This is a genomic window from Niallia sp. Sow4_A1 (assembly GCF_052116745.1).
Taxonomy (GTDB): Bacteria; Bacillota; Bacilli; order Bacillales; family Cytobacillaceae; genus Niallia; species Niallia hominis.
Window position 1 is genome coordinate 40,099 of record NZ_JBQKKM010000024.1, and the last position, 16,116, is coordinate 56,214.

Here is a 16,116-nt window from a genome sequence, read left to right on the forward strand (position 1 = left end):
ACTCGCCCTCCCTAAATTGGATGTGAGAAGTGTGAAATGAGACTCGCTTTTCGCTTCATCGAAATTCTTCATCCCGCACGTTTCCTTTCCTACAAAATACGATTCTTCATGCGGCAGAAAGTCAAAGGCTTTCTGTACTTATTATGATTAAACATGTCCTCGACTACATATCCATTGTCTTCAAACGACCCCTCACTCCAAACTTCCTCTTTGTAAGGTTTGTAACATTTTATTAGCTTGGATGATACTTTATGCAGAAAAATATGAATAGGGACAAGGTTTGTCTAATTTTTTTTATGATTTCTTTGATTTTAATGAGTTTTTTAACTAAAATTCTTTATTTTGCTGAATTAAAGAAGGTTTATATGGAGAGCACATGAGGAATTTAAAATGTGGATCGATTATTTGAGAATGAAATACTACTACCCTTTAATAAGCTTATTTATCCAAAACTGATTGTTTCCTAAGGACAATTATTTCCCGAGAAATTTGTCAGTTTCCGTACCTAATTGGCAACTTCCATCAAACATTTCTTAAAACATGGAAATAAACCTATTACTTTTTACCTAATAAAGATTTGAATAGGTGAATTAACGGAACTAGCACCATCATGAAAGGAAGGAGGAATTTATCTAAAAGCTTAGTTGTTTACATAAACGCGGCTTCTCATTTCGACATTTCCCATGCTAAAAATATTTTTTTCGCGTAGAAAGTTATATAGACATAAAAAAAGAGTGCTATAAAGGGCTTCTTACTTTGCAAAAGATGATATCTCATGCATGTAAGAAACCGATTTATAGCAACCCCTATTTTCACAGTTTTTCAATTATGCGTTCGGATCTGTAGTTCCTTCTGCATCTTCATCCTGATTAGAATTTATTCCATTTTCTAATGAGTTATCTGTTGGCATTTCTTCATCAGCAGATTCAGACTCTTCCACCTCTGAATCAGCTTCTGATGTAGCACCAGAAGTATCATCACTTTCCAAAGCACTTAATGGCTTACCAAAATAATCAATTGGGTTTACCGCAACATTGTCTTTTCTTACTTCAAAGTGAACATGAACACTTGCATCTTGATTTAACTTACTTTTTCCAGCAGTGGCTAATGGTTGACCTTTTTCCACTTCATCTCCAACTTCTACTTGGAAATCCTTCACAGACTGGTAATATGTTTTAATCCCATTTTCGTGATCAATTTCAATCGTGTTACCTAATAGAGAATCTTCCGCCACTTTCGTAACAGTTCCGCTTAAGGCAGCTACCACTTCGAATTCGCTATCATCTTCCATTTTTAAATCAATACCTGTGTTTGGCTGATATTGATTATTATAAAACACTAATGATTCAGCTTGTTTTTCTTTACTAGCCGTATTATCGTAGAATTCCTTTTGTGTAATAAATGACTCTTCATCTACTACTGGCCACGCAAAGTTTTCAAATTCTTTTGCTACTGGTTCTGCAGGTTCATCGATTTGCTTTGTTGGCATATCAGCATCATATTTATACTTATCTGTTTCTGATGCGCTATTTTGATACCAAAGAACACCTGTTAGAATAATAGCAGCACTTGCGATATAAACGGCTGGAAATGCCCAACGCTTTTTAAAAAAGCTTTTTACTTTTGACTTTTTTGGAGAAGTACGTTTGTTTTCTTCCTCTCTCATTTTATCATCACCTCAGCAATCATTCTGAACAGATAATGATAAATATATACCTATTAGCAAAAAAATTTTTTTAGACTTATTTTTCGACAAAGTTCTTTATTATATACATGGAAATTTATTTTTTATTTGTAGCGTAGAAAAAAGCAAGTCTCGGGATGGAGACTTGCTTAGTTTGAGTTTGGCTGATATTCTCGTTGCTTTGGCTGATTTCCTCGCTGCTTTGGCTGATTTATCATTATTTTGGCTAATACCCTCGCTACTTTCGCTGATTTATCACTATTTCGGCTAATACCCTCGTTACTTTCGCTGATTTTCTTATTTCTGAGCTGTATATTTCGTCAGCATATCATCTGAGGCAGTGACTTCAACCCCTTTATAATAGTATTTAACGATTTCATCATATGTTTTTCCGTTGGCTGCCATTCCGTTTGCTCCATATTGGCTCATTCCGACTCCATGACCATATCCCTTTGTGGCAATATATACAGTCTCTCCTTTTCGTTCCATAGTAAAGTCAGTTGATTTAAGATTTAACTTTTCTCTAATATCTGTTCCTGACATCTCTTTTCCGTTGATTTTGGCACTTGCTATTCTTTTTCCCTTTGTATATTTAATATCTTCTAATACTTCACTACCAGTCCCTAAAGACACTCCTAGCGTCTTCTCAAACTCCTTTACAGTCAATGTCACTTCCCCATTAAACTTAGGAGAATTAACATCCCACGGGCTTTCTACGCTTTGTAAATAGGAGATAGAATTTGGCCATATTGCATCTGAGTTTTCCGTGTAGCCATTGCTTGTGGAGAAGAAAGTGGCATCAATCGGATCACCTTTATAGGTTAAAATTTGTCCCTTTGTAGCAGCTACAGCTTCTTCGATTTTTTCCATATTCTTTTTCCAATCATAACCGGCATTTTCCCAAATTTTCTTTAACTCGTCTTGATTGTTGTATACTTGATAATCAATTGTGTCTCCAACAAGGGCACCGTCTGGTAAATCTGATTTTTCTTGATTCATCATTCTTTTTACAATATATGTTCTGGCTGTTAAGGCTTGTGCTTTCAATGCTTCCATTTCAAACTTTGCCGGCATTTCAGAAGCAACAACCCCAACTACATATTCTTCTAAATCTAATTTCTCAACTTCTTGCTTATTCTGCCTGTATACGGCTACTTCTATAGCTGGCTCTTTGGCTTCTGCAGATTCTACATTACTGTTTGGCTCATCCTTTTTTTCCTGAATAGAGGGTAAAACAAGGATTGTGGGAACAAGTAAAGTGATAGCAAACAGAATAACTCCTAGTACGATGAAAGGTTTGATTTTAATCATGAATGAAAAGCCTCCATAAAATAGAAATAAGACCTTCTAACTGTCTCTAAAACATTCTTATGGAGGTGGACAAGCTTTTATTCCTTCTTTTTCTGTTTAAATCGATAGCTTTTCACTAAAAAAATTGTTCTAAATATGTCGGTTTTGCATACTATTTTAGCAATCCTGTTATTTATGCACCTCTTGTTATTTCCCCATTACATAACACCTTTTCCATTAGCCATTTTTAAAGGAAGCTAATACCCATTTCGATTTGTTTTTAAAATATTTTTTACATGCTATGTATAATTTTGCCCACAAAAAAACAAACTTTATTTATCTGAACGTAAACGATAAATAAAGTTTGCCCTTTGTTTTATGCATTTAAATCCGCAACATAGCTTGCAGTTAATGTTAATTCACTTTCTTCCGTAATTCTTTCGATATCAGCACCTAAGGCAGCTAATTTCTGATGGAAATTTACATAGCCACGATCTAAATGCTTAAGCTCTGTAACGCGCGTGATACCATCAGCTACAAGTCCAGATAAAATCAGAGCAGCAGCGGCACGCAAATCTGTAGCAGCTACTTCTGCTCCTTGCAGATTAGTTGGTCCGTTCATTACAACTGAACGACCTTCAATTTTCACATCGCCATTCATGCGTCTGAATTCTTCTACATGCATAAAGCGATTTTCGAAAACTGTTTCCGTAATCATACTTGTTCCTTTTGCACGAAGAAGTAATGCCATCATTTGTGATTGCATATCTGTTGGGAATCCAGGATGAGGCATTGTTTTAATGTCTACAGCTTTTAAATTCTCAGCACTAACAACACGAATACCATCTTCTTCTTCTTTGAAGATAACACCCATCTCTTCCATTTTTGCAATTAAAGAAGATAAATGCTCAGGAACTGCACCCTGTACAAGTACATTTCCGCCAGTGATAGCAGCAGCAATTAAGAATGTACCAGCTTCGATTCTGTCAGGAATAATAGTATGTTCTGTACCATGTAGCACTTCCACACCTTCGATACGAATTGTTCCAGTACCTGCACCTCTTACTTTTGCTCCCATTTTATTTAGGAAGTTTGCTAAATCCACAATTTCTGGTTCTTTTGCTACATTTTCTACAATTGTTGTACCTTCTGCTAAGGAAGCAGCCATCATAATATTTTCAGTAGCACCTACACTTGGAAAATCAAGATAGATTTTTGCTCCTTGTAAACGGCCTTCTACTGAAGCTTCGATAAATCCATTACCAACCTGAACCTTTGCTCCCATTGCTTCAAAGCCTTTAAGATGCTGATCAATTGGTCTTGAGCCAATTGCACAACCTCCAGGTAATGCTACTCTTGCATGGCCATTTCTAGCTAACAATGATCCCATAACTAAAACAGATGCACGCATTTTTCGTACATATTCAAATGGTGCTTCCACACTTAAGTCCCTTGATGCATCAACGGTTACTTCACCATTTTCAAAATGTACATCTGCATTCAAATATCTTAATACTTCATTAATCGTATATACATCTGAAAGAGTCGGAACTGATTTAATTATACTTTTTCCATCACTTGCTAATAATGTAGCGGCGATCACAGGCAAAACGGCATTTTTTGCGCCTTCCACTTTAACCGTTCCATTTAACCTTTTTCCGCCGCGGACGATGATTTTATCCAAAGTCTATTCCCCTCCGCGTCCAATATCTCTATATTAATATTCAATCGTTATGATGGGTGTGCCAACTACGAACGTAGTTTTTCCTCCCATATCTTGTGTTCTCAATCCTATTTGTACGTTCATTTCCTTTTCGCTATTATCAATTCGTTCTTCAAATAAGGGCGAATAAGCGGAGGTGGATATAAAATCACCCTCTTCCAACGCCTCTACTTCTTTTGCTTGAAATGCATTTAGCAATTGGTTAACTTTATAAGGCAAAGTCCCATTCATCTTATCACTGAATTCGCCTTTAATACAAGAGAAAATTGTCGGTTCCCCACGAAATATGTTAGAAATTTTTTCGTTAATTTCCATATCTAACCTTTTCATTTCTTTATCCTCTAACTTTTTCCCTCTCACCTCATAAATAATATATGATTGAACGGTATTAGTTGTTAAAGAAGTGGTTATAATAATACTTTCTTCCGTTTGGTTACTGGATGGAACGATCATTTTTGCTTGCCAGTTTTGATGTGTTTTCATTTCTACCCAGTCACCATTTGGGAAAACTTTTTTCAATTTTGACTGATATGCTTTTGCATCTTCTATACTTGTAACATTATCCAGCCTTTCTCTTGCATGCAGAGACCATTCATTTATTGCTACGTTTTCTTGTTTTTGTAAAATTTCATTTATTGTTATTAAATCTGACTTTGTTCTCGCGATAGTGATGTTATTCCCAAATGTTAGGCAAGCCAAACCAATTATAATTATTATAATAATTAACGTTTTATTTATCTTCATTTCAATTCCTCCCCCATACTACCATTGTTTCCAGAGAGAAGAATTGCATACTAGTGATTAATCGTCACTTTTTGACATGAATAAAACATTAACCAAGGAACAAACTATTTAAGCACACAAAATGAATTTTACTGAAAAAACGAAGCAATGAAAACATGTATGAAGACCTATCTTTTCTTATTAATTGTTTCTATTTTTGGTAATTAATTCAATATTAATGGTAATTGTTGTGACCAACTTAAGTAGTCTAGTAAAAAGTTACTGACAATCGAACCCATAATAATGGCTAATAATACATACAATACTCTTGCCTGGAAAACTCGATTTTTACGAAGAAATTTCTCGAAGTTTAGTGACTGTAATGCCCACCACGAAAGAGCTATAAACACGATATGTATTAATATACTTAGTAATGCCTGTTGTCCAAAAGCATCAATCATTTTTTCCTCCAATCTATCCTTTCAGATTCAACTATTATTTGACGTATTTACCTATCAAAAGGTTTCACTTTTGATTCAGGTATTTTTTTGATTTTTTGTCTGTTTAACCACAGCTTGATATTCTCTTTTTCAAAGCACTCCACAGATTAAAAAAAGCCCCCTTAGGGACTTTTTAGTATTTTTTCTCAACAATGGATATACGATTCATTGCACGTTGAAGAGCAAGTTCTGCACGTCTAAAGTCTACATGCTCTGACTTTTGAGCATGTAATCTTTGTTCTGCGCGCTCCTTAGCACGTAAGGCACGATCATAATCAATTTCTTCCGCTAATTCAGCAGATTGAGCAAGTACTGTCACCTGATCCGGGCGAACTTCTAAAACTCCACCATTCACCGCTAGATATTCAGAATCTGAACCTTTTTTCAAATGAACAGCTCCTATTTTCAGTGGAGCAACCATCGGAATATGTCCTGCTAAAATTCCAAGCTCTCCACTTTCTGCTTTTGCGATCACCATATCTACATCTGATTCATGCACCGGGCCATCAGGAGTTACTACATTGACTTTAATCGTCTTCATTACTACCCCTCCTGATTAGTTTATACTTCCACACCCATAGATTTCGCTTTTTCAATTGCTTCTTCGATACGTCCAACTAAGCGGAACGCATCCTCTGGAAGATGATCATATTTTCCATCAAGAATATCTTTAAATCCTTTTACGGTTTCTTTTACAGGTACATAAGAACCTTTCTGACCTGTAAATTGCTCCGCTACATGGAAGTTTTGAGATAAGAAGAATTGGATTCTTCTTGCACGGTGAACGATTAATTTATCTTCGTCACTTAGCTCGTCCATACCTAGGATACTAATGATATCTTGAAGCTCTCTATATCGTTGTAGTGTAGATTGTACACTTCTTGCTACATTATAGTGCTCTTCGCCAACAATTTCAGGAGAAAGGGCACGAGAAGTAGAAGCAAGTGGATCTACTGCTGGGTAAATACCCATCTCTGTTAATTTACGCTCAAGGTTTGTTGTTGCATCCAAGTGAGCAAATGTTGTAGCTGGCGCTGGATCTGTATAGTCATCCGCTGGTACATAGATAGCTTGGATAGATGTTACAGAACCTACATTTGTTGAAGTAATACGTTCTTGTAATCTACCCATTTCTGTTGCTAACGTCGGCTGATAACCAACCGCTGATGGCATACGGCCAAGCAATGCAGAAACCTCAGAACCAGCTTGTGTAAAGCGGAAGATGTTATCAATGAAGAATAGAACGTCTTGTCCTTGTTCATCACGGAAATATTCTGCCATTGTTAATCCTGTTAAGGCAACACGCATACGAGCACCTGGTGGCTCGTTCATTTGTCCGAACACCATTGCTGTTTTCTTAATAACGCCAGAATCTGTCATTTCATGGTAAAGGTCGTTTCCTTCACGTGTCCGTTCTCCAACACCTGCGAATACAGAAATACCACCATGCTCTTGAGCGATGTTATTAATTAATTCCTGAATTAAAACGGTTTTACCTACACCGGCTCCACCAAATAGACCAATTTTACCACCTTTAATATAAGGTGCTAATAAGTCTACTACTTTAATACCTGTTTCTAAAATTTCTACTTGTGTTGATAATTGTTCAAACTTAGGAGCTTCTCTATGAATAGAATCACGTCTAGCACTCGCTGGAATTTCGGAATCTAAATCAATGGTTTCTCCTAAAACATTAAATACACGACCTAACGTAACATCACCAACAGGAACAGAAATAGATTTTCCAGTATCTATAACCTCTGAGCCTCTTGTAACGCCATCAGTAGAAGACATTGCAATAGCTCGAACTGTGTTATCACCTAAATGAAGGGCCACTTCAAGTGTTAATTCTACGTTAGAAGTACTATTTGGACCTGGAACAACTCTTAATGCGTTGTTAATGTCAGGCAGACTTCCTCCATCGAACTTCACGTCAACAACTGGTCCCATAACTTGAAGAATTCGTCCTGTGCTCATTATTTTCCCTCCTAAACTTTCTTAAAAGCAGGTTCTGCTAAACCTTACGTCAAGCAGAACTTATTAATCATCGTTATTCTAACGCTGCAGCTCCACCAACGATTTCTGTAATCTCTTGTGTAATCGCAGCTTGTCTTGCACGGTTGTACTGTAGACTTAATTCACCTATTAATTCTTTCGCATTATCAGTAGAATTCTTCATCGCAGTCATACGTGCAGAATGCTCACTTGCCTTACTATCTAGTAAAGCACCGTATAGAAGACTCTCTGCATACTGCGGTAATAGCACATCAAGAATCTCTTCTGCTGATGGCTCAAATTCATATGATGTCAATGTAGTATTCGTAGCATCCATATCCGTTAAAGGAAGAACCTTCTTCTCTACTACATCCTGTTGAATTGCACTTACATAATGACTGTAATAAACATTGAGCTCATCAAAAGTACCATCATCAAACATGCCTACTGCTTTACTTGTTACATCTTTAATATCTAGGAAATCTGGTAGGTCTGGTATTCCAACTACATCCAAGATGACATTATGTCCTTGTTTTAATAGGAAATCTCTACCGATTCTTCCAATGACAATAATGGCATACTCCTCTTTTGATTGATGTCGCTCATTAATTGTTTGATTCAATTTTCTAAGTACGTTACTGTTGTATGCCCCTGCCAGTCCGCGTTCGGAAGTGATGACAAGATAGCATGTTTTTTTAACAGGACGCGTTTGAAGCATTGGATGGCTAACGCCTGAGCTGCCGAGCGCTACTGAATGTGTCACTTCTTCCATTTTAGACATATACGGAATAAATGCTTTTACATTAATAACTGCTCTATTCATTTTAGCCGAATATACCATTTGCATGGCTTTCGTAATTTGGCTAGTCTTTTTAGTTGATTCAATACGAGCTTTTATATCACGTAAAGATGCCAAAGATTCTCACCACCAATCTTTAAGTTTGCCTTCTTATTCAGAAGCTACAAACGTTTTTTTGAAATCGTTAATTGCTGCTGTCATATCATCATCAGATGGAAGATCTTTTGTTGAAACAATCTGTTCTACCACATTTGTATGATTGTGATCTAGCCAATTTAAGAATTCTTCTTCGAAACGTCTAATATCAGTAACAGGAATATCATCTAAGTGACCACGTGTTAGGGCATATAGAATCGCAACCTGTTTTTCTACTTTTAACGGTTTATTAAGATCTTGCTTCAATACTTCTACTGTGCGAGCACCACGATTTAATTTATCTTGTGTCGCTTTATCTAAATCAGAGCCAAATTGAGCAAATGATTCTAGCTCACGGAATGATGCAAGGTCCAGACGCAATGTTCCTGCAACCTTTTTCATTGCTTTGATTTGTGCAGAACCACCAACACGGGAAACAGATAAACCTGCATTTATCGCTGGGCGTACACCAGAGAAGAATAAATCCGATTGTAAGAAAATTTGTCCATCTGTAATCGAAATTACGTTTGTTGGAATATAAGCAGAAACGTCCCCTGCTTGTGTTTCAATAAATGGAAGAGCCGTAATAGAACCTCCACCTTTTGCGTCGCTTAATTTAGCAGCACGCTCAAGAAGACGAGAATGCAAGTAGAATACATCCCCTGGATATGCTTCACGACCTGGAGGACGACGAAGTAATAGGGACAATTCACGATAAGCGGATGCTTGTTTTGTTAAATCATCATATACGATTAAAACATGCTTACCGTTATACATAAATTCTTCACCCATTGCTACACCAGCATATGGAGCTAAGTATAGTAGTGGTGCTGGTTGAGAAGCAGAAGCTGTGACAACGATTGTGTAATCTAATGCACCATTTTTACGTAGTGTTTCTACCGCGTTACGTACAGTTGATTCCTTTTGTCCAATCGCAACGTAGATACATACCATATCTTGGTCTGCTTGGTTAAGGATGGTATCAATCGCAACAGATGTTTTACCAGTTTGACGGTCACCGATAATTAATTCACGTTGTCCACGACCGATTGGCACTAATGCGTCAATCGCTTTAATACCTGTTTGAAGCGGCTCGCTTACAGATTTACGATCCATAACGCCAGGTGCTAAAAATTCGATTGGACGTGTTTTTGTTGAATTAATTGCTCCTAGTCCATCTACTGGTTGTCCTAAAGGATTAACTACGCGTCCGATTAACGCATCTCCTACTGGAACTTCCATGATTCTTCCTGTACGACGAACTTCATCGCCTTCGCGAATATCTGTGTAAGGACCAAGAATAATGATACCTACATTGCTTTCTTCTAAGTTTTGAGCTAAGCCCATTACTCCATTAGAAAATTCAACAAGCTCCCCAGCCATACAGTTATCCAGGCCATGTACACGAGCGATACCATCACCAATATTAATTACCGTACCAACTTCGCTTACTTGAACTTCTGATTGGTAACTTTCAATTTGCTTTTTTATAAGAGCACTGATTTCTTCCGCTTTGATGCTCATGCGTTTCACCCCTATCTAAAGAATTACTATCCTAATAATTGTCGTTGTAGACGGTTTAGCTTCCCTTGAAGACTACCATCAAATATTTGATTACCTATTCTTACTTTAATTCCACCTAATAGGTTAGAATCAATGATATTTTCAATATTTAGCGATATTTTCCCAACTTTTGCAGCGAAAGTAGCTGAAATAGCTCTTTTCTCATCCATAGTTAACGGTTTGATGGAATATACTCTTGCATCTGCAACCCCTTTTGCTTCATTTACAAAAGCAATAAATTGATCACAAATACTAGTAATCATCTCTTCCCGATGGCGATCAATCAGTAGCATCAAAAGATTTTGTATATACTCACTTGCTGAAGCAAATGCTACTTTCACCATTTCTTTTTTCTTTTCTAATGAGATATTAGGAGATTGTAGAAATGTATGAATGTCTGGCGAAGAGGTTAAAAGTGATTTCACTACGCGAACTTCTTCATCCAATTGATCTATCTGTCCGTTTTCTTTGGCGATTTGGAAAAGGGCTAAAGCATAACGCTTTGCAACACCTGTATCCATCATCGTTTCTCGCCTACCTCTTGAATGTAATCATGAATTAATTTTTCTTGATCTTGCTCATTTAATTCTTTTTCGATCACTTTAGAAGCGATTAATACAGAAAGAGAAGTAACCTGATCGCGAATTGTTGCAACAGCTTTTTCTTTTTGTTGCTCAATTTCTACTAAAGCAGCATTTTTTAATCGTTCTGCATCTTTTCTAGCATCGTCAATGATTGTTTCTCTTTGAGCATCTGCTTGTTGTTTAGCTTTATCGATTAATTCTTGTGCGTCAGTACGCGCTTCTTTCAATAACGCTCTTTGTTCTTCTAATAGTTTGGCAGCTTCTAGTCTGCTTTTCTCTGCATTATCTATTTCATTTGCAACGAATTCCTCGCGATCCTTCATTATTTTCATTAAAGGACCCCAAGCAAACTTTTTGATTGCCCACAATAATAATAAGAAAGATCCTAATTGAACAGCTACGTCGCCGCCCGCGAATTCCATTACGGCACCTAATACTAATCCATTTGTGAACACGCTTGATTCACTCCTTTCAGGTAATGTGTTTTATCACATACAGGAAACCTTTATTCGCTTATGGAAAAAAGGTGAACATGCTTATTTATAAAATAATAGGAACAATTTTTGGCTATCAATATACTCAAATTAAGTATGGTATTGTAGGCTGCTTTGTCTTCCCTAATAGTTAGTATTTCTATTGAAATAACAACCATCTTCAAGAAAACAGCCTTTTTTTAAGAATTGTTGGTTTTAAATAAAGGAATGGCGAAGGTTCTTATCGAATGATCTTCGCCATAACTAAGGAATAATTTATTCTAAATCTATTAAAGAACCATAAATGCGATAACAACCGCCATGATAGGAATCGCCTCTACGAACGCAACCCCGATAAACATTGTTGATTGAAGCATACCTCTTGCTTCTGGTTGACGAGCAATCCCTTCTACTGTACGAGAAACGATTAATCCGTTACCTAAACCTGCACCTAGTGCTGCTAAACCAATTGCAATTGCTGCTGCTAATGAACCCATTATTAAAATCCTCCCTAAATTGTAATTATTATAAAGTTTGTCCATTTTCTGAACTGGGTATATATATTAATGGTCTTGACTTACTTTATGAGCCATATAAACCATTGTTAATAAAGTGAAAATAAAAGCTTGGATACTTCCGATAAAAATAGAGAACCCTTGCCATACCATTGTTAATGGGAAGGCAGCTATTGTACCAATAATATTTGTCTTAGCTAAGCTATTCACTAGTAAGTCTAGTAGAACCTCACCCGCAAAAATGTTTCCGTATAAACGAAGACCAAGTGTGAGTGTATTAGAGAATTCTTCGACAATTTTTAATGGTAGTAAAAATCCTACTGGCTGTACATACTCCCTAAAGTATCCTTTTGTACCACGCATTTTGACACCGTAGTAATGAGTTAAACCCACTACCATAATTGCCAACGTTAAGGTTATACCAGGATCGGCAGTTGGGGATTTCCACCAAAGCGTATGATCCACTGTAATAGCGAAAGGCAGTCCTAACATGTTGGAAATAAAGATGTACATAAGAAGGGTGATCCCTAATACGTGAAATCTTCCACCATCTTTCCAATCCATGTTATTCTTAATAATATTTCGGACAAAGTCCATTATCCACTCCATCAAATTTTGTCTGCCAGTTGGCTTCATTTGAAGATTTCGAGTAAGGAAAAATGCGATTAAAAACACAATTAAACTTGATACAACAATCATTAAAACATTAGATAGGTTAAAAGTTAATCCTAAAAACACTTTGGTAGGTGCTTCATGATGCAATATTACTCACCTCTTTTCTCACCATTCTTATGTAAAATAAAATAACGCACTAAATAATCTGCCATAATGACAATATAAGCTGTCATCAATCCAATTACAACACTTATTAAGTGAACTTTTTGTGGATATTCTACGGCAATTAAGCAAACAATTACTGCTGTCGCCATTCGAGAAAGAGTTCCTAAACCATAAACCTTCCCTTCATCTTCAATGGCTTTATCAAATACCTTTGCTCTTCTAACCAATAAGGTGAGATTGAATACACTGGCACTCGTTCCGACGAAGAGACCAAGAAAAACAGATTGATAGGGGGTAAGCGCCCAAGCAAATGCACAAAATGATAAAAAGAAATAAAGATATTTTTTAACCCTTATGTATATCTCAAATAATTGTTCCAAATCTCTATCCTCCTTTATTTTCAGGGCATCACTCTAAACCCGCGAAAAATAAAGCGAAGCAGAGAAAAAGCACATTCCTTTTGTATCATTTTACGGGTGTCAATCCAGATAATTTATCTTCAATTTCCAAAGACAAACTAGTAAAATTCACTTTTGCCCGTTAACTCTATTAACACTATCTCTGTGTTAAAATCTTGATACTCCGCGGGTGAAAACCTATTCATACCCCTTGTAAGCATACAATAGGGTATTGTCAATGTCAATGCATTTAAATACAAAAAAAAAATTCATTGCTCACCTTTTAACAATCTCTAACTTATAGCTTATTTTATTTTCAACATTTTTTCAAGCATGTCCTCTTTTCCGGCTTTTTTCGCAAAAACTTTGATTCGATAGTTTCCTGATTCGTCCAAATCTCCAACACTAAATACCCCTTTTAACCGTCCTCTTTTCACTTCTTTTTTCCAATCTAAAAACTGAATAAATTGTAATGTATCTTCCCGAAAAAGAGCTATTCCAAATTCTTCAGCGCCTGTCGGTAAATACGTCTCATATTCATAACTATTTTCTCCAGTCTTTTTAAGGAGATCAAACCCCATAATTCTAGGATAGTCTGGTTCCTCTAGTACATATAAATAAGGAAGTTTTATTAATTGCTCACCGGCCCTTACCTTAATTATACCATCTTGAAGTTTTTCATTAAAAAGATTACTGTCAATATTCATTATAATTGGGACATTTTTCTTCTGACCCGGTTTTAGTGTAAATGAAAGAGGCAATCGCCAGCTAATCCCCCTTTTTCCTTTTGGAAAATCAAAGGATATTTTCTCCATATTATCACCGACATTTTTAACCGTAATGTACGCCTTATATTGGTTTTGTTCTTTCACCAATTTGTATTTACCAAAACGAATACTTCCAGGCGTAATTAGAACATTAGCTTCTATCGCTTTATCAACTTGAATTCGACCTGCCCCTTGTTCATATACTTTATATGTCACATTTTGTCTATTTTTGACCGGTTTTGCTGTATTCATTAAAGATGCTTTCACTTCTTCTGGACCCCAGTCTGGATGCGCCTCTAATAACAATGCACAAGCTCCCGCAACAAAGGGCGCTGCCATACTTGTCCCTTGTAATGACATATAACCATTAGGGACTGTGCTATTTATCACTACTCCTGGCGCAAGCACATCTGGTTTAATTTCCCAAGTGCTAGTCACAGGGCCTCTAGAGCTAAAATCTGCCAATATATCTTTTTCCCATTTTTTTACTATTGTTAAATATGTTTCTTTTTTACGAATAGACTCTTTTATAAATTCTCCCTCCGCCTTCGTAATTCCTGCCACTGGTATAGCTACTTCTTTTTCTAGCATCCCTTGAAAAGGTCCTTCTATATTGTTGTATATAAGTACACCAATCGCTCCCATTTCATATGCGTTTTGCACTTTTTCTGTAAAGGTTAGTTCTCCTCTTTCCATTAATACAAGTTTTCCTTTTACATCGGTTAATTGATTTCTTTTCCCTATTCCACCACTTACTAAGTGAACAGAGCCTGTATCTGCCCATTCTTCACTATTTTCCATATTGGTTAAAGGGATTTTTTGATCATTTATAAGGATAAAAGGTGTATATATATTAGGAGTGGAGGCTCCAACTGAAATAGCTTTAGAGGCTGTACCTGGAGAACCGACCGTCCATTCTGCTGGGCCTGCATTCCCGGCAGCCGCAACGGCAATAATCCCCTTCTTCACTACTTCATTTAAGGCAAGACTAATCGGCAAATCTGGACCATTTACATCACTGCCTAATGAGAGGTTAATAATATCTACTTTATCTCTTACAGCTCTATCAATCGCAGCCAATATTTGCTCTGTTGTTCCAGAGCCCCCCGGACCTAGTGCTCTATAGGCATAAATAGTCGCATTAGGAGCCACACCTTTCATCTTTCCATCTGCTGCAATAATCCCAGCGACATGTGTACCATGAAAAGTATCTCTCCTGCCTAATCCCTTTGTTTCCATCGGATCCTGGTCCTTATCTACAAAATCATAGCCTTCCTTATAGTTCTTCTGTAAATCGGAATGCTGATAGTCTATTCCTGTATCTATCACACCTACCTTTATTCCTTTGCCACTTAGATGCTCTAATGATTTTCCTAAGAAATTTCTTATTTCATCTGCTCCTATAATTTCAACAGGGTCATCTGCTTCTGCCATATATGTTTGAACCTTTGATACTTGATTTACGCTTTCGCTTTGTTTTAACTTTTCCAGTTCCCATACTGGGCCTTCTACCGAAAAACCATGGAATACTTCTTTAAATATAAATCTTCTTTCTAAATGAGGGTATTCCTTAAGGAGCTCATCTATTTCTTGTTCGGTATAATTAGTCTTCGTATGCACAATGGCAATTTGTAATTCGTTTGGATTTTGCGAGGGTAAGTCTGGAGTTTTTAAGGATGCAGCTAATGTTGTATAGGATATGAATAGTGGGAAAATGAGGAGTATTCCAAGTGTTCTTTTTATCATGCCAATCACCCCTTGCAAATCATTATGCTTTTTATTCTGACCGCAAGTTGTTATTTTATGTATCCATGAAATCAGGTGTGACTTTTCTCACACAAACAAATGCCAATACTAATAATTTCGTTCAAGATGAATATAAATTAAAAAGGGAAATACTGCTTTTTTTATAAAGTTTGGTGCAAAAGTAAAAATAGGGTGGTTCTGTATGGAAATGGGGTTTGTCCATCTATCAGCCATTATCGTAGCAATTTTTCAAGTATTACTTTCAGTTAGTTATCCATTAGGAGAGTATGTGATGGGTGGTTCTCATAAGGGTTCTACCAAAAAAATTGCGGATTTTGAGTATATTAAATGCTATCATTCTCTTATTTATTAGTTTGATTTTTCTAACACATACAAATGTGTTAACCACCTTTCATTTTTTACCAACAAACATATTAGTCT

16 protein-coding genes are annotated in these 16,116 nt (G+C 36.5%); 1 reads left to right on the forward strand and 15 read right to left on the reverse strand.

Annotation, left to right across the window (positions count from 1 at the left end; all coding sequences use genetic code 11):
• Positions 1 to 826: 826 nt before the first annotated feature.
• The 15 genes from ACTQ5K_RS14370 to ACTQ5K_RS14440 form a co-directional block, all read right to left on the reverse strand.
• Positions 827 to 1,666 (reverse strand): M23 family metallopeptidase, encoded by an 840-nt coding sequence (locus tag ACTQ5K_RS14370; protein ID WP_031536705.1) that lies wholly within the window; start codon positions 1,664 to 1,666, stop codon positions 827 to 829.
• A gap of 315 nt (positions 1,667 to 1,981) precedes the next feature.
• Complete coding sequence (spoIID, locus tag ACTQ5K_RS14375; RefSeq protein WP_251628622.1) at positions 1,982 to 2,995, reverse strand: stage II sporulation protein D; 1,014 nt, start codon at positions 2,993 to 2,995, stop codon at positions 1,982 to 1,984.
• Between the two features lie 355 nt (positions 2,996 to 3,350).
• On the reverse strand, positions 3,351 to 4,658 hold the full coding sequence (gene murA, locus ACTQ5K_RS14380) for a UDP-N-acetylglucosamine 1-carboxyvinyltransferase (protein WP_251628620.1): 1,308 nt from the start codon (positions 4,656 to 4,658) through the stop codon (positions 3,351 to 3,353).
• Between the two features lie 33 nt (positions 4,659 to 4,691).
• Positions 4,692 to 5,441 (reverse strand): YwmB family TATA-box binding protein, encoded by a 750-nt coding sequence (locus ACTQ5K_RS14385; protein ID WP_251628617.1) that lies wholly within the window; start codon positions 5,439 to 5,441, stop codon positions 4,692 to 4,694.
• A gap of 203 nt (positions 5,442 to 5,644) precedes the next feature.
• On the reverse strand, positions 5,645 to 5,881 hold the full coding sequence (locus ACTQ5K_RS14390) for a DUF1146 family protein (protein ID WP_031536709.1): 237 nt from the start codon (positions 5,879 to 5,881) through the stop codon (positions 5,645 to 5,647).
• Between the two features lie 172 nt (positions 5,882 to 6,053).
• Positions 6,054 to 6,461, reverse strand: coding sequence for a F0F1 ATP synthase subunit epsilon (locus ACTQ5K_RS14395; RefSeq protein WP_441994018.1), 408 nt, complete (start codon positions 6,459 to 6,461; stop codon positions 6,054 to 6,056).
• Positions 6,462 to 6,481: 20 nt separating this feature from the next.
• Complete coding sequence (atpD, locus tag ACTQ5K_RS14400; RefSeq protein ID WP_031536711.1) at positions 6,482 to 7,897, reverse strand: F0F1 ATP synthase subunit beta; 1,416 nt, start codon at positions 7,895 to 7,897, stop codon at positions 6,482 to 6,484.
• 73 nt (positions 7,898 to 7,970) lie between these two features.
• A complete protein-coding gene (gene atpG / locus ACTQ5K_RS14405) occupies positions 7,971 to 8,831 on the reverse strand; it encodes an ATP synthase F1 subunit gamma (protein WP_031536712.1) in 861 nt (286 codons plus the stop codon).
• Positions 8,832 to 8,864: 33 nt separating this feature from the next.
• Positions 8,865 to 10,373: a F0F1 ATP synthase subunit alpha gene (gene atpA, locus ACTQ5K_RS14410; protein WP_031536713.1), complete on the reverse strand. Its 1,509-nt coding sequence runs from the start codon at positions 10,371 to 10,373 to the stop codon at positions 8,865 to 8,867.
• 26 nt (positions 10,374 to 10,399) lie between these two features.
• Entirely contained in the window at positions 10,400 to 10,936 is a 537-nt protein-coding gene (locus tag ACTQ5K_RS14415; RefSeq protein WP_235251339.1) for a F0F1 ATP synthase subunit delta, read from the reverse strand.
• Positions 10,933 to 11,451 (reverse strand): F0F1 ATP synthase subunit B, encoded by a 519-nt coding sequence (gene atpF, locus ACTQ5K_RS14420; protein WP_235251337.1) that lies wholly within the window; start codon positions 11,449 to 11,451, stop codon positions 10,933 to 10,935. Before atpF ends, ACTQ5K_RS14415 begins: the two co-directional genes overlap by 4 nt.
• A 308-nt stretch (positions 11,452 to 11,759) precedes the next feature.
• Complete coding sequence (atpE, locus tag ACTQ5K_RS14425) at positions 11,760 to 11,966, reverse strand: F0F1 ATP synthase subunit C (protein ID WP_016204791.1); 207 nt, start codon at positions 11,964 to 11,966, stop codon at positions 11,760 to 11,762.
• A gap of 66 nt (positions 11,967 to 12,032) precedes the next feature.
• A complete protein-coding gene (gene atpB, locus ACTQ5K_RS14430) occupies positions 12,033 to 12,746 on the reverse strand; it encodes a F0F1 ATP synthase subunit A (RefSeq protein WP_031536716.1) in 714 nt (237 codons plus the stop codon).
• A gap of 2 nt (positions 12,747 to 12,748) precedes the next feature.
• On the reverse strand, positions 12,749 to 13,144 hold the full coding sequence (locus ACTQ5K_RS14435) for an ATP synthase subunit I (protein ID WP_031536717.1): 396 nt from the start codon (positions 13,142 to 13,144) through the stop codon (positions 12,749 to 12,751).
• 323 nt (positions 13,145 to 13,467) lie between these two features.
• Positions 13,468 to 15,675 carry a S8 family serine peptidase gene (locus ACTQ5K_RS14440; protein ID WP_441994019.1) on the reverse strand — a complete coding sequence of 736 codons (2,208 nt, stop codon included), beginning with the start codon at positions 15,673 to 15,675 and terminating at the stop codon, positions 13,468 to 13,470.
• A gap of 202 nt (positions 15,676 to 15,877) precedes the next feature.
• On the opposite strand from ACTQ5K_RS14440, the gene ACTQ5K_RS14445 reads away from it, so the two are divergent.
• Complete coding sequence (locus tag ACTQ5K_RS14445; protein WP_231512528.1) at positions 15,878 to 16,048, forward strand: hypothetical protein; 171 nt, start codon at positions 15,878 to 15,880, stop codon at positions 16,046 to 16,048.
• Positions 16,049 to 16,116 lie beyond the last annotated feature (68 nt).